The 22,026-nt window shown below is 56.0% G+C and carries 19 protein-coding genes; all 19 read right to left on the minus strand.

The annotated features are described in order from the left end of the window. Positions 1 to 76 precede the first annotated feature (76 nt). The 19 genes from galF to wzc all read right to left on the minus strand — a co-directional run bounded on the left by galF (position 77) and on the right by wzc (position 22,025). Positions 77 to 973, minus strand: a complete 897-nt coding sequence (gene galF / locus INF68_RS21085) for a GalU regulator GalF (RefSeq protein ID WP_029742022.1) — start codon at positions 971 to 973, stop codon at positions 77 to 79. Positions 974 to 1,149: 176 nt separating this feature from the next. After that, the gene (gene wcaM / locus INF68_RS21090; RefSeq protein WP_109845276.1) at positions 1,150 to 2,541 is read right to left on the minus strand and encodes a colanic acid biosynthesis protein WcaM; all 1,392 of its coding nucleotides are present in this window, start codon (positions 2,539 to 2,541) and stop codon (positions 1,150 to 1,152) included. A 12-nt stretch (positions 2,542 to 2,553) separates the two neighbouring features. Further along, on the minus strand, positions 2,554 to 3,774 hold the full coding sequence (wcaL, locus tag INF68_RS21095; protein WP_126787411.1) for a colanic acid biosynthesis glycosyltransferase WcaL: 1,221 nt from the start codon (positions 3,772 to 3,774) through the stop codon (positions 2,554 to 2,556). Continuing rightward, a complete protein-coding gene (gene wcaK / locus INF68_RS21100) occupies positions 3,771 to 5,051 on the minus strand; it encodes a colanic acid biosynthesis pyruvyl transferase WcaK (protein ID WP_126787412.1) in 1,281 nt (426 codons plus the stop codon). Before wcaK ends, wcaL begins: the two co-directional genes overlap by 4 nt. Before the next feature lie 17 nt (positions 5,052 to 5,068). Next, positions 5,069 to 6,547, minus strand: coding sequence for a colanic acid undecaprenyl disphosphate flippase WzxC (wzxC, locus tag INF68_RS21105; RefSeq protein ID WP_023312393.1), 1,479 nt, complete (start codon positions 6,545 to 6,547; stop codon positions 5,069 to 5,071). A 1-nt stretch (position 6,548) separates the two neighbouring features. Continuing rightward, a complete protein-coding gene (gene wcaJ / locus INF68_RS21110; RefSeq protein ID WP_126787413.1) occupies positions 6,549 to 7,943 on the minus strand; it encodes an undecaprenyl-phosphate glucose phosphotransferase in 1,395 nt (464 codons plus the stop codon). 46 nt (positions 7,944 to 7,989) lie between these two features. Continuing rightward, positions 7,990 to 9,360, minus strand: a complete 1,371-nt coding sequence (gene cpsG / locus INF68_RS21115) for a colanic acid biosynthesis phosphomannomutase CpsG (protein WP_029742028.1) — start codon at positions 9,358 to 9,360, stop codon at positions 7,990 to 7,992. Positions 9,361 to 9,471: 111 nt separating this feature from the next. Further along, on the minus strand, positions 9,472 to 10,908 hold the full coding sequence (gene cpsB / locus INF68_RS21120) for a mannose-1-phosphate guanyltransferase (protein WP_023336268.1): 1,437 nt from the start codon (positions 10,906 to 10,908) through the stop codon (positions 9,472 to 9,474). Positions 10,909 to 10,911: 3 nt separating this feature from the next. Continuing rightward, on the minus strand, positions 10,912 to 12,135 hold the full coding sequence (gene wcaI, locus INF68_RS21125; RefSeq protein WP_126787414.1) for a colanic acid biosynthesis fucosyltransferase WcaI: 1,224 nt from the start codon (positions 12,133 to 12,135) through the stop codon (positions 10,912 to 10,914). Continuing rightward, positions 12,132 to 12,611 carry a GDP-mannose mannosyl hydrolase gene (locus INF68_RS21130; RefSeq protein WP_039263102.1) on the minus strand — a complete coding sequence of 160 codons (480 nt, stop codon included), beginning with the start codon at positions 12,609 to 12,611 and terminating at the stop codon, positions 12,132 to 12,134. Before INF68_RS21130 ends, wcaI begins: the two co-directional genes overlap by 4 nt. A 2-nt stretch (positions 12,612 to 12,613) precedes the next feature. Beyond that, positions 12,614 to 13,579, minus strand: coding sequence for a GDP-L-fucose synthase (locus tag INF68_RS21135; RefSeq protein WP_032642824.1), 966 nt, complete (start codon positions 13,577 to 13,579; stop codon positions 12,614 to 12,616). A gap of 2 nt (positions 13,580 to 13,581) precedes the next feature. After that, positions 13,582 to 14,703: a GDP-mannose 4,6-dehydratase gene (gmd, locus tag INF68_RS21140; protein ID WP_014884502.1), complete on the minus strand. Its 1,122-nt coding sequence runs from the start codon at positions 14,701 to 14,703 to the stop codon at positions 13,582 to 13,584. A 24-nt stretch (positions 14,704 to 14,727) separates the two neighbouring features. Beyond that, positions 14,728 to 15,276 (minus strand): colanic acid biosynthesis acetyltransferase WcaF, encoded by a 549-nt coding sequence (gene wcaF / locus INF68_RS21145; protein ID WP_023312399.1) that lies wholly within the window; start codon positions 15,274 to 15,276, stop codon positions 14,728 to 14,730. A 15-nt stretch (positions 15,277 to 15,291) separates the two neighbouring features. Beyond that, positions 15,292 to 16,038 (minus strand): colanic acid biosynthesis glycosyltransferase WcaE, encoded by a 747-nt coding sequence (gene wcaE / locus INF68_RS21150; protein WP_033145980.1) that lies wholly within the window; start codon positions 16,036 to 16,038, stop codon positions 15,292 to 15,294. 16 nt (positions 16,039 to 16,054) lie between these two features. Beyond that, positions 16,055 to 17,275, minus strand: coding sequence for a colanic acid polymerase WcaD (gene wcaD / locus INF68_RS21155; protein WP_126787415.1), 1,221 nt, complete (start codon positions 17,273 to 17,275; stop codon positions 16,055 to 16,057). Continuing rightward, the gene (gene wcaC / locus INF68_RS21160; protein ID WP_193525414.1) at positions 17,250 to 18,467 is read right to left on the minus strand and encodes a colanic acid biosynthesis glycosyltransferase WcaC; all 1,218 of its coding nucleotides are present in this window, start codon (positions 18,465 to 18,467) and stop codon (positions 17,250 to 17,252) included. The genes wcaD and wcaC overlap by 26 nt, the downstream gene beginning before the upstream one ends. Next, positions 18,464 to 18,955 carry a colanic acid biosynthesis acetyltransferase WcaB gene (wcaB, locus tag INF68_RS21165; RefSeq protein WP_023312402.1) on the minus strand — a complete coding sequence of 164 codons (492 nt, stop codon included), beginning with the start codon at positions 18,953 to 18,955 and terminating at the stop codon, positions 18,464 to 18,466. Before wcaB ends, wcaC begins: the two co-directional genes overlap by 4 nt. Further along, positions 18,955 to 19,797, minus strand: coding sequence for a colanic acid biosynthesis glycosyltransferase WcaA (wcaA, locus tag INF68_RS21170; RefSeq protein ID WP_023312403.1), 843 nt, complete (start codon positions 19,795 to 19,797; stop codon positions 18,955 to 18,957). Before wcaA ends, wcaB begins: the two co-directional genes overlap by 1 nt. A 65-nt stretch (positions 19,798 to 19,862) precedes the next feature. After that, a complete protein-coding gene (gene wzc / locus INF68_RS21175; RefSeq protein WP_126787416.1) occupies positions 19,863 to 22,025 on the minus strand; it encodes a tyrosine-protein kinase Wzc in 2,163 nt (720 codons plus the stop codon). Position 22,026 lies beyond the last annotated feature (1 nt).

The raw sequence follows: 22,026 nt of genomic DNA on the forward strand, positions 1-22,026 counted from the left end.
GCGGCAGTCATTATTTTGGTGTGATGAAATCTAACCAAAATAATGACTGCCGCTTGTTCAACTCGTGGCTGGAATATCAGTCGTTTGCGAGCAACTTCTCAATACGGGTTCTGAACTTCGCCCCTTCCTTCAGGTTACGCAGCCCATAATTCACGAACGCCTGCATATACCCCATTTTCTTACCGCAGTCATAGCTGTCGCCGGTCATCAGCATAGCGTCTACGGACTGTTTCTTCGCAAGCTCGGCAATCGCGTCGGTCAGCTGAATACGATCCCAGGCGCCTGGCTCGGTTTTTTCCAGCTCGGCCCAGATATCTGCGTTCAGAACATAGCGACCTACAGCCATCAGGTCTGAATCCAGCGTCTGTGGCTGATCCGGTTTTTCGATGAACTCAACGATGCGGCTCACCTGCCCTTCCGTCTCCAGCGGTTCTTTAGTCTGGATCACAGAGTACTCGGAGAGATCGCCCTTCATGCGTTTCGCCAGCACCTGGCTCCGGCCGGTTTCATTGAAACGTGCCACCATTGCCGCCAGGTTATAACGCAGCGGATCGGCAGAAGCAGTATCAATGATGATATCCGGCAGCACGACGATGAATGGGTTATCGCCCACAACCGGACGGGCACACAGAATAGAGTGGCCCAGACCCAGCGGCTGCGCCTGGCGCACGTTCATGATGGTCACGCCTGGCGGACAAATAGACTGCACTTCCGCCAGCAACTGGCGCTTAACGCGCTGCTCAAGCAGCGCTTCGAGTTCGTAAGAGGTGTCGAAGTGGTTTTCTACCGCATTCTTGGAGGAGTGCGTAACCAGGACGATTTCTTTGATCCCTGCAGCAACAATCTCGTCGACAATGTACTGAATCATTGGCTTGTCGACGATCGGCAGCATCTCTTTAGGAATGGCTTTTGTGGCTGGCAGCATATGCATGCCCAGGCCTGCTACCGGAATGACTGCTTTCAAATTAATCATTATTTCTTCCACCTTAAAATGGTTGACGAATTATAGCTCTTAAACCTGTTTTCGCCAGCATGATTTGCCGTGATCCGCAGGTAATGTTACGCCTTAGCCCTACAAATTTCTGTAGTTGTAATCTGAATAGATCACGCCCCTTTCCCAGGAATAGTCTCAAAACAGCTAATTGTCGATTATCTGTGCGGAAGCGCAAAGTTAAGCTTTTCCACATTCACCACCTGCTGGTCGACTCGGTCAATATCCACCGAGCTTTGCCCCTTCTCATTCACCGCTTTAATGTTCGCCAGCGAAAGCAAGGTCTCATCTTTCGCCATAAATTTACCCCGCACATCCTTGCGCAGGTCGAAGTTGATCTTCAGGGCGGGACCCACAGCGGCTTCCTGCATCACATTGATGTTGCGTAAAAAAAGATGCTGCGGCTTGTTGTGCAGTTCAAGCGTAGCACGCTGCATTTCCACATTGGTTATCGCCACAAACGAGGTGGCGTTACCGGATGAAATCTGTATTCCGCGCAATTTATACGCAAGCTGTCGATTATCGAGGTGAATATTATTGAGCTTGAAGTTCTGTGGGATGGACAAATAATCGCCTTTTATCACCCCATAGCCGATTAACATTCCGGCGCTGTTAACCATGTCGACATTATCAATAATGAAATTATCACAGCCATAAATGGCCACCGTGGCGTTGTCTATTCCCGCCTTTTTACTGAAGTCGGGAGTTATATTTTTGGCCTTAATATTGCGAATAACAAAATGTTTACCGTTTTCAACGTGCACCAGCTGGCGACAGTTGCTGCCGGTGATGTTTGCGACCACGAAGTTCTTGACGGTTTGCTTCTCCGGATAGTCGTTATCGTAGGTGCTGCCGGCGAGGCCAATGCCGATGCCCCAGTTGATCTTGCCGTTGGTGCAGTTAATGTTATCGATGACATGATCGGAGATCAGGATATTGCGATCGTTGATGGCGACGTTCCACTCGATCGCATCCCCCTGGAGATGGCTAAATTTACTGTTGGTGATGCGGGCACCGTCCACCTGGTTGTGGAACCCCTGGCGCAGGATGGCGTAGTTGGCCTGACTCACGCTGATGTTATCAATCAGCAAATTACGCATCACGCTCGGTTTCTTGCCGCCGATGTAGATCTGCGTCACCGGGCCAAAACCGCTCATGGCCAGCCCTTTGATGACGCATTCAGAGCCGCGAACGTCGAGCGTGATGTTCTCCGTGCGGCCAGCACCTTCGCCTATCACTTTGCTACCTTCCTGCAGAACAAAGCGGCCGCGCCCGTTGCCGGTTAACGCCCCGCGGATCAGCAGGGTTTTACCGTCGGGAATGAAAATGCCCGTATTGATGTTTTCGCAGGTGAGCCCGGCTGGGACCACGACGGTGTCGCCGTCATTGAACGCCTGCTTAAAGGCGGCGATCCAGTCGTTGTTATTGTACTGATTAACAGAGACCGTTCTGCCGCTTGCCGCCCGCGCGATGCGTGACGACAGCAGCGGCGTGGCCGCCAGAACGGAGAGAGAAGAAACAAAGGTGCGTCGGGTAATCTTTTTCAGCATACATCCTCGGCGTTACAACGTTTGCAGCAGGCTCGCTAACTGGCGGTTAATCACCTGCTGGTTAAAATCGGTTTCCACTTTTTGTCGGGCGTTCTGGAGCACGGGCTCCAGCGCCTGCTGGTCAATATCGCTGAAGGCTGCTAATCGGTCCGCAAGGGCCATCGCGTTATTCTCCGGCACCAGCCAGCCGGAATGGTCAGACTTAATCAGCTCCGGGATCCCGCTGTGCAGGGTTGATACCACCGGAATACCTACGGCCATCGCCTCCATCAGCGCAACCGGAATGCCTTCCATATCGCCATCGGCGCCCGTCACCGAGGGCAGCAGAAACACATCCGCCTCGTCGAGCATGGCCTTAACCTCGTGGCTCGGCTTGAAGCCCGGCATCTCTACGACATCTTCCAGCTGATACTGTTCGATAAGCGTGCGCAGACGACGCTCCCACGGCCCAATGCCGAGAATGCGATAGTGGAAATCCACCCCGCGCGCTTTCAGCTGGCGGCAGGCTTCAATGGCCACATGGAGGCCTTTCTTCTCGGTCAGGCGAGCAACGGAGATGATCTGCAGCGGTTTTCCCGGCACCTTGACAGGACGGCGTGTGAAGCGCGTTAAATCCACGCCCATACGCGAAACGGCAATTTTCTCTCCCGGGCAGCCCATGTTTTTCAGGCGCCCGGCCCACAGGTCGCTGATAGGCAGCATCATGTCGCCGCGTCTGAACAGCTGCTGATACTCCGGCGTGTAGTGGTTCAGCACTTCGCGGCTGGAGATGTCGATACCGTGGAAGATGGTCGCAATTTTACCGTCAATCACGCCCAGCTCGCGCAGCTTCGCGGCGGTGACGCCCGCCGGGCCAAAGTGGGCGATAAACACGTCGGCACGATACGGCTGCGCGGTTTGCCCGCAGATGGCCGACAGGATCAGATTGCGGGATTCCGCCCCATAGCGGGAAACATTCAGCGCCCGCCACGTCGACGCGCGGTGGATCCCGCGTAGCGTCTGGCTGGCCCGGTGGCGCAGCTTGCTCAGCCTCCCGGAAGGCTCATCCTGCAGCCAGCGGGTTTTCGCCTCCAGCCCATACTGGGTATACGCCGCATGGGTATTTTTGGTATCGCCCTTTTGCAGGGCGATAATCTCCACGTCATATCCCATATCGATAAACGCGGTGATTTGGTTCAGGACAAACGTTTCAGACGACAGCGGAAATTTCAGTAAGAAGAAACCGACCTTCATTTCCCCTCCCGCACGCGGTCAAGTACCGATTTCACCATCCCAATGCCCTTCTCGCGCTCGGTTTTCACCGCCACGGCCAGGCGTTCATTGATGGCGGGCAGTTGACCCAGGGTGTCCCCCACCATCGCACCCAGCGAACCATCCAGCAGATGACGGATATCCACGGCCATTTCCGGCATACCGAGCTGCTGCATGATGCCTGCTGATTTGTGTTCGTAGTTAATGGCAATGGCCGGCGTGCCAAAGTTCATGGAGATAATGGCGGAGTGCAGACGCGTGCCGACGGTCAGGTCGCAGGCGGAGAGAAGCTTGCCCATCTCCAGGTCGTTCAGTTCGTCCATCACCACGTGATAGCGGGACGGATCGTTAACCAGATTGCGCAGTTTCAGCGCCACCATACGGTCGTCTTTGTTGTAGCTGTCGATGCCGGTGCAGGTTGAGAGCGCCAGCACCTGGTACCCGCTATCCAGCACGCGGTTCACCACGTCGGCGAAGGCTTTCTCATACGCCGCCTGGGTCGTACCTAAACGCTTATCGAAGGGCGCCAGCTCGCGCAGGGTTATGGCGACGGTTTTCTGTTTCGCCGCCACGTCGAGCCAGTGCTGCACCGCGTAGCTCGGCTGGAAGCCGTCGTCCTGATGATCCACCAGCCACGCGGTGTCCACGCCGTGCTCAACTTTTGAGGTGTCAATTTCGCTGCGCTTCATCATGTCGAGGCTGACCGACTCGCGCAGGATCAGCGCGTCGCAGTGGCCGAAGACGTAGTTTGCGAGCTGGTTAAACTGCGGATCCTGGAATGGCCCGACGCTGTGGCCAATCATAAACAGCGGCTTTTTCGCCATAAAGGTACAGAGCGCATGCTCAAACTGCGGCACGCCGTAGAGATCGACGAAGAACGAACCGCCGACCTGAATAATGGCGTCATAACCGGAAAGCAGACGGACAAAATCGGTAAAGCCCTGCGCGATCGCGATGTTGCGCAGCTTGCCGGTATCGGTCACGCGGGAAAGCAGCACCTGGTGCTGGTAGCGACGACGCAGTACTTTCTTCACGCGGCCCATCACGCCCGCGGCGTTATTGTGCTGTTTCATCTGGCTGTAAAGCGGGTCGCCCATCACCGGGCGGTTCAGTAACCAGGATGAGCTGACCGGATAACGGCTCATCACGTCCACTTCGGTCTCAGGCTTAAGGGTGTTAATTGCATCCAGTAAACCGCGCAGGATGGCGCTGTCGCCACGGTTGCCGCAGGTATGGTTGCCAAGAATTAATAATTTCATAATGGCCTCTTAAATAACTAGCCTGCGCGAAGCAGCGTTTTCATTTTTTCGTTACGGCAAAACTGGCGCTTCATCTCCACCACCAGCGCATTGCGTGACAGCACAATCATCACGCCAAATGCCAGCGCCCCCGCGGCAACCTGCACCGCCAGCAGCGCGGCCAGCGGCAGGTGACCGCTGAGGATGATGCCCAGGCCGTAGCTCACCGCCAGGGTCGGCAAGGAGAGATAGAACGGCAGCCACAGGCTCAGGATGTACTGACGGTAGCTGGAGCCCAGCACCGGCTTGATCATGATGAAGTAGCTCAGAACGGTATTGACTACCTGCACCAGCAGGAAGCCCAGCGTGACGCCGATGGCGCCCGCCATATGCCCGCCGACGATAATTGCCGGAATAAACAGGAAGGTTTTGAACACGTTGAACTTAAAGCTAATGTCGACGCGCGCTTTTGCCATCAGCAGGGAACCAATCGGATTCCCCACGGAGCGCAGGAGCCCCACCACGCACAGCAGCTGCAGGATCGGGATGATGCCGTTCCACTTCTCGCCAAACACCAGCGGCACGAAGTTGCTGGAAACCACCATCAGCCCCAGCAGCACCGGGAAGTTAATGATCCCCACCACGGAAAGCAGCTTGTAGAAGTTAACGCGCAGCTTCTCGGTGTCGTCCTGGATCTTGGCGAAGGCCGGGAACAGCACGCGGGTGATGATCGGGTTCAGCTTCATCGGCGGCACCACCGCGACGTTGTAGGCCAGGTTGTAGCCCCCCGCCACGCTCGCGCCAAGAATACGCGCCAGCACCAGCGTCGACAGGTTGGTATTCACATAGTTGATGATGCTGTCCGCCGTCAGCCACGCGCCAAAGCGCAGGTTGGACGAGACGGATGCGAGAGAGAAATGCAGCCCGGGACGGTAGATCTTGCGGCCAAAGTAGCCGAACAGCAGCGTACGCACGGCAGAGTTAACCAGGTATCCGAGAATTGCGGTCATCGCCAGCGGCCAGAAATGGGCGCTCACCACGGTGAAGGTAAAGCCCGCCAGCACCGCGCTGGTCTCGATCATGCCGATCTTGTTGAACTCCAGCTCTTTCTGCATCAGCGCGCGGAACTGCTGCCCGTGCGGGATCACCACGAAAGCAAACGACAGCGTGCGCATCAGCGGAGCCAGATCCGGGTTGTGCAGCACGCTGGCGATGGTGTCGCTCAGCAGGAACACCAGCACGAACACGAAAATCCCCAGCCCCACGTTCAGCCAGTAGAGCGTGGTTAGCTCCAGATGGCTGATCTCTTTGCGCTGGATAATCGAATTGGCGATACCAAAATCAGACAGCGTATCGGCCAGCGCGATAATCACCAGCGAGACGGTCAAAAGGCCGAACTGGTGATTATCAATAATGCGCGCCAGCACGGTCATCTGCACCAGACCGAGGCCAATGATGACGATGGTCGCCATCGCTGACCACTTCGCCCCGCTGATGGTTTTTTCACGTAAGCTCATCTTAGTACGCCGCTTTGTTCACGAAACCTTTGAAGATGGTCAGAAAAACAATCTTGATATCGAACCAGATACTCCATTCACGGATGTACTCCAGATCGAATTCGATGCGTTTTTCCATTTTTTCCAGCGTGTCGGTTTCGCCGCGCCAGCCGTTGATCTGCGCCCAGCCGGTAATGCCCGGCTTCACCTTATGGCGCAGCATGTAGCCTTCAATCAGCGAGCGGTACTGCTCGTTGTGCGCCACCGCGTGCGGACGCGGGCCAACAATCGACATGCCGCCGGTAAAGACGTTGATAAACTGCGGGAGTTCATCCAGCGAGGTACGGCGCAGGAAGTTCCCCACGCGGGTGACGCGCGGATCGTTCTGCGTCGCCTGGGTCACCACCTTGTCATTTTCCATCACCTTCATGGAGCGGAATTTCCACACCATAATCGGCTTACCGTCCATACCGTAGCGGGTCTGGCGGAAAATAACCGGGCCGGGAGAGCTCAGCTTCACCGCCAGGGCAATGCAGCACAGCACCGGGGAGATGAGCAGTAAAATCAGCGAAGAGAGCACTATATCTTCCGCGCGCTTCAGCACGCGGTTAATGCCCGACAGCGGGGTGTCGTACAGCGGTACCACCGGCACGCCGTTCACTTCTTCAATGCGTGAATGAAGGATGTTAAAGGTAAAGACGTCCGGGATCAGGATCACCGAACAGGTGGTGTCCGCCAGCTCGCGCATCATTTGCTTAATGCGGGATTCGTCTCTCATCTGCATGGCGATGTAGACGTTGTGAATTTTGCCGGCTTTCGCGTCTTCAATAAGCTGTTCGTAATTGCCCGCCCAGTCCGACGGCACGCCGCCCGGCTTCGCGTCGTGATAAATCCCGACCACTTCAAACCCTAACCACGGCTCTTTGCGGAAGCTGTCGAGCAGAACCTTACCAACCGGAAGATCGCCCGCTACCGCAACGAAGCGACGGTTATAGCCCCGGTTGCGCAGCCAGCCCGCCCCAAAGCGGATCAGGGAACGGCACACCACCATGCCGACGCTGGTTAACAGATACCAGCTCAGATAGGTCACGAGGCGATTATCAAAATCATGGCTGAAGGCCACCAGGCCTGCGCTGAAGATCAGGCTCAGGGTCCAGTTCTGCAGCAGCAGCATCAGTTCGGTGGTCATTTTCACGCCGCGCCACGAGCGGTAGAAATCGGTCATCCCGCCGATCATCTGAAACACGACCAGCGCAATGAGTGCCATCAGCAGATGCATATATAAGAACGGCAGCCCGCCGATCCGACACACCGCCCATAACCCACCGACCATGATGGTGATATCAGAAAAACGCTGCACCATAGAGATTAACGATGCATTCGTTCTCGCTCGTTCGCGTTTTTTTAGATTCGTCATCGTTGTTCCTGTATTCGGTTCCCCCTCCCGCCGGGAGGGGCAATTGTTACTGATTCAACAGCGCCAGAATGTCCTTCGTTCGGGCTTCCATCAGCGCCGTGTCAGCACGGGACTCCACGTTCAGGCGCACCACCGGCTCGGTATTGGACGAGCGCAGGTTAAAGCGCCACTGCGGGAACGCCATGCTGATGCCGTCCGTACGGTCAATTTCCAGCGCGTGGATCGCAAAGTGCTGCTCCACGCGGGCAATGGCCTCGGCCGGCTGCGCCAGCTTGCTGTTGATCTCCCCGCTCGCCGGGAACGCCGCCATGCGGTCGCGCACCAGCTCGCCCAGCGTCTGCCCCTTCAGGCACAGCAGCTCGGTCACCAGCAGCCACGGGATCATCCCGCTGTCGCAGTAGGCAAAATCACGGAAGTAGTGGTGGGCGCTCATCTCGCCGCCGTAAATGGCGTCTTCTTCGCGCATGCGCTCTTTGATGAAGGCGTGGCCGGTTTTGGACATCACCGGCGTGCCGCCCGCCGCGGAGACCACGTCGACGGTGTTCCAGGAAAGGCGCGGGTCATGGATGATTTTCGCACCCGGGTTTTTCTCGAGGAACGCTTCTGCCAGCAGGCCGACAATGTAGTAGCCCTCGATGAACTGCCCTTTCTCGTCGAACAGGAAGCAGCGGTCGAAGTCACCGTCAAAGGCGATCCCCATGTCCGCGCCGTGCTCAATCACCGCGTTGCGGGTGTCGTCGCGGCACTCCGGCAGCAGCGGGTTAGGAATACCGTTCGGGAAGTTGCCGTCCGGGGTGTTGTGCACCTTGACGAAGGTTACCGGCACGTTCAGCGCCTTAAAGCGGGCTTCCAGCGCGTCCACCACCGGGCCGGCCGCGCCGTTACCGGAGTTGATGACCAGCTTCAGCGGCTTGAGGTTCGCCACGTTGATGTAGCCCAGCAGGTGGTCGATGTACTCTTTCTGCAGGTTGATTTTTTTGTAGCTGCCGCGCTTAGCCTCGTTCACCGGCGGGAAGTCGTTGGCTTCCGCCAGACGCTGCACGTCGCGCAGGCCGGTGTCGCCGCTGATAGGGCGCGCGCCCTTGCGCACCAGCTTCATCCCGTTGTAGTCCATCGGGTTGTGGCTGGCGGTCACTTCGATACCGCCGTCCACGCCCAGGTGGAAGGTGGCAAAGTAAATCTCCTCGGTCCCGGAAAGGCCGATATCCAGCACGTCCACGCCCGCGTCCTGCAGCCCTTTCGCCAGGGCCAGCTTGAGGGATTCACTGGTCAGACGCACGTCGCCGCCCAGCACGATGGTCTGCGGTTTTAAATATTCGCCGTACGCGCGGCCAATGCGCCACGCGATGTCTTCATTCAGCTCTTCGCCCAGCTTGCCGCGAATATCGTAGGCTTTAAAACAGGTTAATTTTTCCATGATGACCCCTTTTTCAGGCAACAGTCGGCCCTGACCACTTAATGGCCAAATTGATTTTTTTGTCATTCGCAGGCCCGGTAAGCGCAGCGCCACCGGGCATAATGCAGAGTGCTACACCCGCCCGTAGCGGTCCTGGAAGCGCACGATATCGTCCTCTTCCAGATACGAGCCGGAGCGCACCTCAATTAAGTCGAGAGGAATTTTCCCCGGGTTCTCCAGACAGTGCGTGGCCCCCAGCGGAATATAAATGGACTCGTTTTCACCCAGCAGTTTGACTTCACCGTCGATAGTGACTTTAGCGGTACCCGCAACCACCACCCAGTGCTCGGCGCGGTGATGGTGCATCTGCACCGACAGCCCCTCGCCCGGCTTCACGGTGATGCGTTTCACCTGGTAGCGGTCACCGGAGTCAATGGAGTCATATTTCCCCCACGGACGGTAGACTTCGCGGTGAATATGGTGCTCGTGACGGCCATCGGCCTTAATTTGTTCAACCACTTTTTTAACGTCCTGCACGGCGTTACGGTCGGCAATCAGCACGGCGTCCTTTGTCTGGACAACCACCAGATCCTTCACCCCGACCGTGGTCACCAGGCCGGATTCGGCGTAGACGTAGCTGTTTTCCGTTTTGTGGCTAATAACATCGCCGTGGTGGACGTTACCCTCCGGGGTATGGGCGCTGATCTCCCACAGGGAGGACCAGGAGCCGACATCGCTCCAGCCCGCATCCATCGGTACCACGACGGCGTCCGCCGTACGTTCCATCACCGCATAGTCAATGGACTCTTCCGGGCAGGCGAGGAACGCCTCTTCATCCACGCGGATGAAGTCGAGATCCGGGTCCACCACCGCCATCGCCTTCTCGCAGGCGTTCAGAATATCCGGGCGGTATTTGCGCAGCTCTTCCAGGTAGCGTCCGGCGCGGAACAGGAACATCCCGCTGTTCCAGTAATATTCACCGCTGGCGACATACGCCTGCGCGGTTTCCAGATTCGGTTTTTCAACAAACTGCGCCACGTCAAACGCCACGCTGTCGCCTTCACCCGGCGTCACGCTGCCGCGACGAATATAGCCATATCCGGTTTCCGGCAGATCCGGCACGATGCCGAAGGTCACTAGCTTGCCGCTCTCGGCGTAAGGGATCGCCGCACGCACCGCGTCGCGGAAGGCGTCTTCCTGCTGGATAACGTGGTCTGCCGCCAGGACCAGCATCAGCGGGTCACAGTCCGGGCTGCTGCGTTTTGCCGCCAGCGCCGCCAGGGCGATCGCAGGCGCGGTATTGCGTCCGGCAGGCTCCAGGATGATGTTTTCGGTGAGCTTATTCAGCTGGCGCAGCTGCTCGGCAACAATAAAGCGGTGCTGTTCGTTACAAATCACCACCGGGCTTTCACACTCCACGCCGTGCAGACGGTTTACCGTCGTCTGCAGCATGGTGAGATCCCCTTTCAGGCAGAGGAACTGTTTTGGATAGAGCACGCGGGACAGCGGCCACAACCGGCTACCAGAGCCACCAGCCATCACAACCGGATACAAAGTGGTTTGACTCATGATTTATCCCCGTATATCTGCAATAAATTGGCTCAGCACGTTCTCTTTTTCGAGCGTGCGTTCGGCATATTCACGTGCCACCGTGTTCACTTTTGGCATGGCAAGCGCTTGCTCAATTCCGGTTACCAGCGCCGGGACCGATTCCGGCTCCACGCACACGGCAATCCCCGGATAGCTGTCACACAGCTGGCCTAATTCTGTTTCGGCTTCTGCCGTGATCACCGCGTTACCGCCCACTGCCAGAATGTTGGTCAGCTTGGACGGCAGCACCGCGTCGGCCGCGCCGCGTTTTTGCACCACCAGATGGCAGTCGCCCATCTTCAGCAGCGCAGGCAGTGCCTCGTAAGACTGAAGCGGGAAAAATTTCACGTTGGTCAGGCCGCGTTCACCGACCATTTTTTCCAGCCGCGCCTTTCCACCGCCCTGCCCGACAATCACAAACGTCCACGGATGTTCACTCAGCAGCTCGGCTGCTTCAATCACGCTTTCCAGCCCCTGCTTTTCGCCGATGTTCCCTGAGTAAAGAATGATTTTTTGATCTTCAGGCAAACCGAGCTGCGCGCGCAGGGCATGAGCATCCTGCTCAGTTACATCGCGAAAACGCGCCACTTCTGACCAGTTCGGGAAGAAAATGACTTTCTCCGCCGGGACGCCCTTCTCCTGCGCCTTGTTCATCATCGAGCGCGAGATAGTCGAGACGTAATCAACGTTGTGCAGGCCGCTGCGCTCAAACGCGCTGGCGAGCTTCGCGACCTTGCCGCCTTTACTTTTGCCTGCCATCCCCAGGCCCAGCATGGCGTCAACTTCGTAATCCTGTATGTGCAGCAGAGTGCGCGCGCCGGAGAGTTTGCCCAGCAGGCGCATGCCCGGCGTGCAAAACAGCGTTGGCACCACGCCGATGATGCGATCCGGCTTCCAGCGACGCTGCGCCATCAGCGGGAAGAAGCTGCTCAGGGCAAAGCTGCCCAGATGAAGTAACCGTTTCAGCGTTGAGGGCTGCTTAGGCACATACAGCGGGCAGCGCCAGACGGTCGCTGCGCCCTCTTCGCGACGGTAGCGCCAGCTTGAGTAGCGCTCCCCGACTTTCCACTCCGGGTAGTACGGCGGCGCGGTAATGACCCGCACGTCATGTCCCTGGCTCGACATCCACTCAACCATCTCGCCGGTGTATTTCCCGATGCCGGTTAATTCCGGCGAGTAGTTGATTCCGTATACGAGGATCTTCATATGCCCGGCACCTCGGCCTGACGTTCAGCCAGGAAATAGGCACGACTGTTGTCATGCACATTATCGCTGGCAAGCAGCGCCTCTGGCGTCTGCCAGCGGTAGTCGTCATGCTGAGAATCAGGCAGACGCAGGTCTGCCTCACTCACCTTCAGGCGGAACCCCAGCACGATGTAGTGCGTGGTGAACCCGGTGCCTGAAAAGTTATCGTCATAGAAGTGCTGCCAGACCCCGTAAAACTGGCCCGCTGCCATCGGCAGCTGCAGGCCCAGTTCCGCCAGAGTGAGACGCTCAAACGCATCGCTGAGCCGCTCATCCTTCTGCACGCGCCCGCCGGGCACGAACCAGAAGCCCTGTGCAGGACGGTTGGTTCGTTTCCCCAGCAAGAACTCGCCGCGTTCGTTCTCCACGATCAAATCAATTGAGATGAGCGGAGTGGAACGCACTACCGTGGCAAAATCTTCCTGACTTAAAAACATCGTTACCCCCGGAAGCGGTGCTGGTTTTCCAGGAACCACTGGTAGGTACTGGCCAGACCCTGCTCCAGTGACACCTCGTGATACCAGCCCAGCTGATGCAGACGGGTCACGTCCAGCAGCTTGCGCGGCGTGCCGTCCGGTTTCGTCGCGTCAAACACCACGCGGCCTTTGTAGCCCACTACCTGCGCGATGGTTTGCGCCAGCTCGCGAATGGTGCAGTCCACGCCGGTACCCACGTTGATGTGCGACAGCATCGGCTCGGTGTTTTCCTGCCACACCTCGCGATCCAGCTCCATCACGTGAATGCTGGCGGCAGCCATGTCGTCCACGTGCAGGAACTCGCGCATCGGCGTACCGCTGCCCCACACCACCACGTCCGGCGCGTTCTCGGCGGTCGCCTCGTGGAAGCGGCGCAGCAGCGCTGGGATCACGTGCGAGTTGCTCGGGTGGAAGTTGTCGTGCGGTCCGTACAGGTTGGTCGGCATCACCGAACGATAGTCGCGGTTGTACTGACGGTTGTAGGACTCGCACAGCTTGATCCCGGCAATCTTGGCAATCGCGTACGGCTCGTTGGTCGCCTCCAGCGTGCCCTGCAGCAGCTCGCTTTCGGCGATCGGCTGCTTCGCCATTTTCGGGTAAATACAGGACGACCCGAGGAACAGCAGCTTATTCACGTTGTGCAGATGCGCCGCGTGAATGATGTTGCTCTCGATCATCATGTTTTCGTAGATGAAATCCGCCGGGTAGGTGTTGTTAGCGACAATGCCGCCCACCTTCGCCGCCGCCAGATACACCTGATCAATGCGTTCGTTAGCAAAGAAGTCCTGAACCGCACGGCTGTCGAGCAGGTTCAGCTCGTCGCGCGAACGGACGACCACTTCGACGTCACCGCGCTGTTCCAGCTGGCGAACAATCGCGGAACCCACCATTCCGCGATGACCGGCGACAAAAATACGTTGTTTTGTCATTCTCAGGACTCCAGCGCGATGGCAACCTCGTAGCCATGAGATTTGAGCAGAGAGTGTTTTTTCGCTGCTTCAAGATCTTTGGCTACCATCTCGGAAACCATCTCTTGCAGAGTGATTTCTGGTTTCCAGCCCAGCTTCTCGTGCGCTTTGGTTGGGTCGCCCAGCAGGGTTTCCACTTCAGCAGGACGGAAGTAGCGCGGGTCAACCTGCACAATGACATCGCCTGGCTTCACGCCCGGCGCGTCGTGGCCGGTCACAGAAACAACGATACCTTTCTCTTCCACGCCGGTACCTTCGAAGCGCAGTTTGATGCCCAGCTGTGCCGCCGCCATTTCAACGAACTGACGCACGGAGTACTGCACGCCGGTCGCAATCACGAAGTCTTCTGGCTGTTCCTGCTGCAGCATCATCCACTGCATTTTCACGTAGTCTTTGGCATGGCCCCAGTCACGCAGGGAATCCATGTTGCCGAGGTGCAGGCAAGACTCCAGACCCTGCGCGATGTTGGCGATAGCGCGAGTGATTTTGCGGGTTACGAAGGTTTCGCCGCGACGCGGAGATTCGTGGTTGAACAGAATGCCGTTACAGGCGTACATGCCGTAGGATTCACGGTAGTTCACGGTGATCCAGTAGGCGTACAGTTTTGCTACCGCATACGGAGAGCGCGGGTAGAACGGCGTGGTCTCTTTCTGCGGGATTTCCTGTACCAGACCGTACAGCTCGGAGGTGGATGCCTGGTAGAAGCGGGTTTTCTTCTCAAGGCCGAGGAAGCGGATGGCTTCCAGCAGACGCAGGGTACCCATGGCATCAACGTCAGCGGTGTATTCCGGAGACTCGAAGGAAACCGCTACGTGGCTCATCGCGCCCAGGTTGTAGACTTCATCCGGCTGTACTTCCTGCAGGATACGGGTCAGGTTGGAGGTATCGGTCAGGTCGCCGTAGTGCAGATGGAATTTCGGGTTCGCCGCGTGAGGATCCTGATAAATATGATCCACACGTTCGGTGTTGAAAGAAGACGCACGACGTTTAATACCGTGCACTTCATACCCTTTTTCCAGCAGGAACTCTGCCAGGTAAGAACCATCCTGCCCGGTAACGCCGGTGATGAGAGCGACTTTAGACATGTTTATATTCCTCTACTTATGAATTTAATCAGTTTCAACGCGTTCGCGTATCACCACTGCGGGGTTGCCACGGCAAATTTTATTTGCCGGTAGCGATTTAAAAACGCTGCTGCGGGCACCGACTACCGTGCCATCGCCAACAGAAACACCCGGTGCAACAAAAACATCCGTTGCCAGCCAGCATTTTTCGCCAATCGCAACAGGCGAAGCGGTAATATCAAAATGCTGACTCATAAAGTCGTGGCTGCCGGTGCACAAATAACATTTCTGTGAAACCACCGAATTTGCGCCAATCGTAATTTCGCCAAGGGTATATAACACCGCGTCATCCCCAACCCATGCGTAATCCCCCAGCGTTAATTTCCACGGATAGGTAATTTTCACAGAAGGTCGGATGACTACGTTTTTTCCGATTTTTGCGCCAAACAGGCGCAATAAAAAAGCTCGCCAGCGGTACATTATTTGCGGCGACCAGGCAAATAAGGTTGCCTGAACGGCCCACCACAGCTGTACCTTAATACCGTTCCCGCCCCGAAAACCTTTCGGCACGGAAAAACCTTTTAAATCCTGCATTGCGTTTCCTTATATTCAGGCTTTGTTATATAAGGTTTTCGTTTTGCCTGTGGTGCGCAGGCGTAATAAATAAGACAATTCCGCCCAGAACCCCGGCACGCGTAATATTTTACGCTGCACGTTTTTGGCATCCTGGCACAATTCCAGATTATTAGACGTTGACACACCGCCCATTGAGAATTCAGACACCAGCCCTTTAATTCGACGGAACGGGTAACCTGATTTATACAGGCTGGCTGCCAGCGCATAATCGGAAGACACTTTATACTGCAAATCGTAAGGCTGTTTTTTCAGACCCTTTACCGGGAAGAAAATGGCCTGATGGCTGGCGGGCAAGCTGTGATAGATATACCAGCCTGGCTTCGCGCTGCGGCACACTTTATGTCCGTCGCCAAAATCGAGCAGCGCATCGCCAATATACATGGCGTCCTCTTTCTGGCGAGCCAGCTGACGGGCAAACAGCGCCACGTCTTCATGGAAAATATCGCCCGAGTTCAGGAAGATGGCATAACGGCCTTGCGCCATGTTGATGCCTTTATTCATCGCATCATAGATGCCTTTATCTTTCTCGCTGATGTAGCGTAAGTTGAACTCACCGTTGAGTTTTTCCAGAAACTCCGCAGTGCCATCGTTCGAGCCGCCGTCGACCACAATCCACTCAAAGGTGAGGCTTGGATCGCGCGCCAGGTTGCGCAGCGAGCGCCAGGTTTTTACCACCCCTTCGTAATTACGAAAAGCGACAGTAATGACGCTAAGAAACATAAATCACCTCATTTCGTCATACGTTCGTAATATTAAGCGCCTTGCGCAGAATAAACGGACAGACAATCAAGAAAGCATATTCCGGGCTAAATATTGACCCGGTAAAAAACAGCGACACCGGAGTAAACAGATAAAGCTGAACGCGAAAGTTCTGGTTATCACCAAACGCGTTAATCATCATTTTGAAAACTTTAAACAGATACCACAGGGTCAACAGTACGGCGAACCACGAAAAATAAATAATTAACAGATACAGACCATTGTCTATGGTTTTACCGACATCCGCACCGTTAAAGATTCCGAATGATGCAACATATTCGTAAAGTGAGCCGAATCTTACCACCCCATCAATATGGGTTAAGGAATAACCCACCATCACCAGTGGCCCAATGATGCGATAATAGGACGAAGACCCTTCCGTTCCCAAATCACCAAGACGTTCTGAGATGTACGGGAAGGCAAATATCACGCCTACCATAAATACCGTCAGGGAGATAATCGCCAGCGGCAGTTTTTTCTTAATCGCATCTTTGTTCAGGTACTGGAACGCCCACTCCAGCAGGTAAAACAGGATAAATGTCATTACCCCTGAGAACGATCCAGACAGAACAATTCCTGCAAGAATCATAGCATCGGTCTTAGTCGTTTTGATACCAAACTGTTTGATGCTGAGCCAAATTGAGATTAACGCCAGAGCGAAAAACGCCGGTTCAAAATAAAGGGCTGTAGTACGCTTCCCGCCAAACTTGATGAAGTTCAATACATAGCTGTTACTGTAAATGAGATATTTCGAAATTATCTCCATCAGGCTGCTGCCGCCGGTGAGAATAATTTGCGCCATCTCCAGTGCGGCAAGCATAACAATTAACGCAACGGCAATATAAAAGAACCTAAGGATTTTCCGATAATTGTGCGGAGAAATAGTTTTAAACCGAATACTCCAGACCATTCCGATAATAATAACAATATAAACAAACAGCATGGTCGACGTGACGTATTTACTCGCATCCAGCGACTGGCCAAAGATGTAGTTAAACAGCGTCAGGCCCGTGCCCAGACCTAAGGCAATCATCAGCTTCTTGAGGTTGATTTTATCGACATACAGCAGAAGCAGAACGGGCAGGAAGGTTACGATGGTTATCGGGAAGCTTTCGCCGAGCTGGGCAATTTTGACGTTGACCAGCAGGTAGATCAGCGGCAGCAGCAGATAACTACAGATTCTGATAGAACGAGACATATTCCTCCAGCATCTGTTGTCCACTGTAGGCCTTGCGGCTGCGGTTGCGGAACGATTCCAGGTCTGTGCCAAAAACGATCTCAGCAATCTGCGCCTTCGGCAGCTGTACCAGCGGCAGGACCTCCTGCTCCGTGAAGGTTTTCCCGCCGGACTTTTCCAGCACTTCGCGCGCCGCATCGCTGTGGGTGGCGATCACCGGCACGCCGATAGAGAGCGCTTCGCAGAGGATCAGCGGGTAGTTATCCACGCGGGAGCTGAACACCAGCGCGTCCATTTCATTCAGCGCGCTCATCAGCTTGCGCTTGTCGGTCTCAAACCCGTGGTTCACCACGTTGGCCCCTTCGAACGGTGAAAACTTGCCGAAGGTGTGAAGCTCTATCTTGTCACCCAGCGCCATCATGTCACGCACCAGCTGCTGGTTGGTTTTACCGTCGTAACGCAGGTCATGCGCAACGATAGCGATTTTCGATTTGCCCGCGGTTTCGGCCACCGGGGTCAGCTCGGCAAGAATGGCTTCCGTCGCTACGTCGATGCCGTTGTTGATAATCTGACAGCGCCCTGCCCCGTACAGGCTGTTGAAGGCATCGGCCACGTGCTGGCTCGGGGAGATAAACGTACAGCCGAGCGAGAGCATGTCGCGGAACAGCTGACGCTTTCCGGCCACCAGCTGATGCGCGCGATCCACCTTCACCGGCGGGTAGTTGCTTAACGTCGGGCACTTCTGGCAGTTATCTTTCCAGCCTTCGCAGCCGTCGGTAAACGCGCAGCGTCCGGTCACGCTCCAGTGATCGTGCAGCGTCCAGACAAAGCGGGTATCGGGCTTGTGGGCCTGCACCTTCTGGCAAAACGCCACCACCTCTTCCAGATTCAGCCAGTAGCTGTGCAGCACGTGAAAATGCAGCACAACCGGGCCGGTCGTGCGCGTCACGGTGCGGTAAAGGTTGTTCAGGTTGCCAAACAGGTCGCGGTTAAACAGACGGAACAGCGCAATGTTGGCAATTGAGGTCAGACGCGGCGTGTGCTTGTGCACCTGCGGGAAGTTATCGTGGCTGACGCTTTTCTTGCCGCCTTTGCCGTAGCCGTAAATAAACCGAGACTGAAGTCCTTTTTGCAGCGCGCGCTGGTGCAGATCCAGCGCCACGCCTGCCGCTCCGCCTTCTGCGAGGCGTACGTTAAATTGCAGAATGTTCATTTAATCACCTTCACGCGGGCCTTTTCTCCCACCACCAGCGCGTTATCCGGAATGCTGTCCAGCACTACGCTGCCAGCACCAATCGTGACGTTATTACCAATCGTAATGTCACCGATGATTACCACGTTCGCGCCCAGCTCGACGTTATTGCCGATGACCGGGCAGGCCAGGCTGTCAGGCCCGCGGTTGCCAATGGTGACCGCATGACGAATGGTGAAATCATCCCCGGCGACCACAAACTTGTTGATCACCACCGCATAGCCGTGATGGATGGTAAAGCGGCGGCCAATAGTGGCAGCAGCCTGAATTTCATAGCCAAAAAAGCATTCGGTAATGATGCGGTACAGCACCAGCACGGGCGCCGCCCAGATATTGTTCAGCACGTTTTTCTTACGCCACACCGAGCAAAAGTGCGCGATGCGGTACGCCAGAACCATGCAGCACGGACGCAGGCTCCAGCTGTTAGCGCGGCAATCTTCCAGAAACATTATTTCCCCCGAAGTCCATCAGCCAGGCGTTTGCCGTTACGCACGGACAGCAGCGTCAGCAGCGTGCGCCAGTTCATGCGCTTATTGCGGATCTGATAGAGGGTAAAGAGCTGATATTTACGGCTGGCACGGTCAAACTTGTCCTTGTGCTTGCGGTAAAAATGGAAGTAGCCGGAGAACTTCTTCGGCGAGGAGGTGATTTGCATCTCCCCGTGGTTGATATGCAGGATCTGCGTGGCCTCTTCCACCTTCCACGGCTCGCCGTACTCCACCACCATGCGCAGGAAGATATCGTAATCCTGCGCGGCCTTGAGTTCGGTATCGAACAGGCACTCTTTGAAACGCCACGCCCAGGTGAAGACCTGGTTACCAATAATGTTGCGCTTGTAGAACAGGCGGCGAGAATACGGCGATTTCGGGTACAGCGGCAGACTCGCGGGCTGCGAATAAACCTCGCCCTGGCAAACATAGTCGTTGGCATACAGGAAAGCGTGCGTGACCAGCTGTTCTTTATGCGACAGGAAGATAGACAGGCGGTTCGGCGTCCATTCGTCATCGTCGTCGATCCCGGTCAGATACTGCCCTTTGGCCTGCATAATCGCCTGATTACGCACCGCGCATGCGCCGGAGTTAATGGCGTTATGCGTATAGACCACCCGCGGGTCGTTGAGGTCAGTCACAAACTTTTGCAGCTGTTCATACGAGGAAGAGCAGTCATCAACGATGATCAGCTCCCAGTTATCGTAATCCTGTCGCAGGACGGATTTGATTGCGCGGATCGCCAGCTGCTGACGATTCCATGTCGGCATATAGATTGAAACTAAAGGGCGTTGTGTGGTCATGATCTTCCCCTGATCCCTCACCCCGCCCCTCTCCCCTCGGGAGAGGGTTAGGGTGAGGGGGATTGTTATTTGCTGTCAGACTTATATTCGTACTCGTAATACCCGTAATCCTGGTACCCGGTCGCGCGGCGGAAGATGGAGTTCAGGATCACCCCTTTCACCTCAATCCCGTTCTGCTCGAAGCGGCTCAGGCTGGTTTCCACCTCTTTGAGGGTATTCACCGCGTAACGCGCCACCATCAGCGTCGTACCCGCATGGCGACCCACAACGGCAGCGTCGGTCACGGCCAGAATCGGCGGCGTATCGATCAGCACCAGGTCGTAGTTTTTGCTCGCCCACTCCACCAGTTCGGTGAAGCGTTCGCTCATCAGCAGTTCGGACGGGTTAGGCGGCACCTGACCGCGTGGGATCAGATCGAATTTCGGCACCGTTGTAGGTTTCGCGCTCTGGCTGATGTCACCTTTACCGAGCAGGATTTCCGACAGACCGTTCACGTTATTGGTGCCCAGTAGTTCGTGGGTGTAGCCCTTACGCATATCGCAGTCGATCAGCAGCACGCGCTTGTTGGTCTGGCTGACAACGGCCGCCAGGTTGGCGCAGACGAAGGTTTTACCAATCGACGGGCTAACGCCGGTTAACATCAGGACGTTGTTTTTGGCCTGCATCATCGCGAAGTGCAGGCTGGTGCGCAGGCTGCGGATCGCTTCGATAGCGAGGTCGGTTGGGTTACCCACCGCCAGAAGCTGGCTCTGTTTGTAACGCTTAACGCCCTTGATGGTTTTCACGCTATCACGGGATTTTTGCCACTCAGACAGCGGAATGCTGGCATAGACGTTGATACCGCTCTCTTCCAGCACCTGCGGGCTTTCGATTCCGCGGTTGAACAGCGAACGCAGCAGTACACCGACGATGGAGAGCATCAGGCCGAGAATAATGCTGCCGAGAATTATCAGCGCTTTCTTCGGCTTCAGCACGCCAGGCTGGGTAATGGCCGGGTCGACGATGCGCACGTCACCGACGGTACTGGCTTCGGTGATCTTCAGCTCCTGCTGCTTGTTCAGCAGCTGCATGTAAACCTGCTGTCCGGACTCCACGTCGCGGGTCAGACGCACGATCTCCTGCTGCGTTTTCGGCATCGCGGTCACGCGGTCATTGAGCTTCGCCTTCTCCTCTTCCAGCGTGCGGCGTTTCTCCAGCAGCGTGCGGTAGGCCGGGTGACGTTTGGTATAAAGCTTGGAAATCTCCGCCTCTTTGAAGGTCAGCTCGTTGAGCTGCGCATCAATGTTGACCATCGAATCGAGGACCGATTTCGCCTCCAGCGGCAGGTCAACGGAGTCTTTATCCTGACGATAGGCGTTCAGCTTGTTCTCGGCATCATCCAGATGGGCGCGCACTTCCGGGAGCTGTTTCGCGAGGAAGGCCAGGCTTTTCGCTGCTTCCGCCGACTTACGCTCAACGTTCTGCTCAAGATAGTTGCGGGTAATGCTGTTCAGGATGTCGCGGATTTGATCCTTATCTTCACCGGTAAAGGTCATGCTCAGCACGCCGGTGTCCTTACCGTTTTCGGTGACGGTCAGGTTGTTTTGCAGATTGTTGATCATCCCCAGGGTGGAGAATTTAGTGACGGTGAATTCGCCGCCCTCCTGGGCGTTGATGGCGCTAACCATCATGCTGACACCGTCTTTGGTCAGCATCTGCCCCACTTCGCCGCGCGCGCTAAAACCTGCGTCGCTGGTTAGCTGGTACTGTTTCGGGCCAAGCACCGTCAGGGTAAACGTCTGATCGCCTGCCCCTTTCGGCAGCACGAAGTCAGTGACTTTCACCGTGTCGTTGTTTCGCCCCATCAGACGATCCCAGCCGGCACCAAAGATTGGGAAGGTATTTTTGGTGACGGAGATATCGAGCCCGAGGTCGTGAACCGTTTTACCCAGCACCAGGCGTGACTGGATGAGCTGAATTTCGGCGTCGGATGCCGGCGGCTTGTTCGCCAGCGCGGAACCGATGTCCTGCACCAGCGAGTTGCCGGTATTCTGTTCGATCTGCACCAGCGCGTCGGCGCTGTAGATAGGGGTGGCAAACAGCGTATAGACGACGGCCGCCGCAGCGAACACGGCGGTAATGCCCAGCACCCACCACTTTGCCTCTACAACAGTGCCGACCAGGCGCCCAATATCAATTTCATCACTGCCCGAAGTCGGGGCGGCAGAAGGTCTTGTTTTTTCTGTCATT

Origin of the sequence: Enterobacter cloacae complex sp. P16RS2 (genome assembly GCF_014982155.1) — a bacterium.
GTDB lineage: Bacteria > Pseudomonadota > Gammaproteobacteria > Enterobacterales > Enterobacteriaceae > Enterobacter > Enterobacter cloacae_M.

Bases quoted from the DNA above. Each gene is read 5' to 3' on its own strand.
- INF68_RS21135 (WP_032642824.1), bottom strand. From the start codon at position 13,579: ATGACAAAACAACGTATTTTTGTCGCCGGTCATCGCGGAATGGTGGGT.
- wcaA (WP_023312403.1), bottom strand. From the start codon at position 19,797: ATGACCACACAACGCCCTTTAGTTTCAATCTATATGCCGACATGGAAT.
- wzc (WP_126787416.1), bottom strand. From the start codon at position 22,025: ATGACAGAAAAAACAAGACCTTCTGCCGCCCCGACTTCGGGCAGTGAT.
- galF (WP_029742022.1), bottom strand. From the start codon at position 973: ATGATTAATTTGAAAGCAGTCATTCCGGTAGCAGGCCTGGGCATGCAT.
- wcaL (WP_126787411.1), bottom strand. From the start codon at position 3,774: ATGAAGGTCGGTTTCTTCTTACTGAAATTTCCGCTGTCGTCTGAAACG.
- INF68_RS21130 (WP_039263102.1), bottom strand. From the start codon at position 12,611: ATGTTTTTAAGTCAGGAAGATTTTGCCACGGTAGTGCGTTCCACTCCG.
- cpsG (WP_029742028.1), bottom strand. From the start codon at position 9,360: ATGGAAAAATTAACCTGTTTTAAAGCCTACGATATTCGCGGCAAGCTG.
- wcaI (WP_126787414.1), bottom strand. From the start codon at position 12,135: ATGAAGATCCTCGTATACGGAATCAACTACTCGCCGGAATTAACCGGC.
- wcaC (WP_193525414.1), bottom strand. From the start codon at position 18,467: ATGAACATTCTGCAATTTAACGTACGCCTCGCAGAAGGCGGAGCGGCA.
- gmd (WP_014884502.1), bottom strand. From the start codon at position 14,703: ATGTCTAAAGTCGCTCTCATCACCGGCGTTACCGGGCAGGATGGTTCT.
- wcaE (WP_033145980.1), bottom strand. From the start codon at position 16,038: ATGTTTCTTAGCGTCATTACTGTCGCTTTTCGTAATTACGAAGGGGTG.
- wcaD (WP_126787415.1), bottom strand. From the start codon at position 17,275: ATGTCTCGTTCTATCAGAATCTGTAGTTATCTGCTGCTGCCGCTGATC.
- wcaM (WP_109845276.1), bottom strand. From the start codon at position 2,541: ATGCTGAAAAAGATTACCCGACGCACCTTTGTTTCTTCTCTCTCCGTT.
- wcaK (WP_126787412.1), bottom strand. From the start codon at position 5,051: ATGAAATTATTAATTCTTGGCAACCATACCTGCGGCAACCGTGGCGAC.
- cpsB (WP_023336268.1), bottom strand. From the start codon at position 10,908: ATGAGTCAAACCACTTTGTATCCGGTTGTGATGGCTGGTGGCTCTGGT.
- wcaB (WP_023312402.1), bottom strand. From the start codon at position 18,955: ATGTTTCTGGAAGATTGCCGCGCTAACAGCTGGAGCCTGCGTCCGTGC.
- wcaJ (WP_126787413.1), bottom strand. From the start codon at position 7,943: ATGACGAATCTAAAAAAACGCGAACGAGCGAGAACGAATGCATCGTTA.
- wcaF (WP_023312399.1), bottom strand. From the start codon at position 15,276: ATGCAGGATTTAAAAGGTTTTTCCGTGCCGAAAGGTTTTCGGGGCGGG.
- wzxC (WP_023312393.1), bottom strand. From the start codon at position 6,547: ATGAGCTTACGTGAAAAAACCATCAGCGGGGCGAAGTGGTCAGCGATG.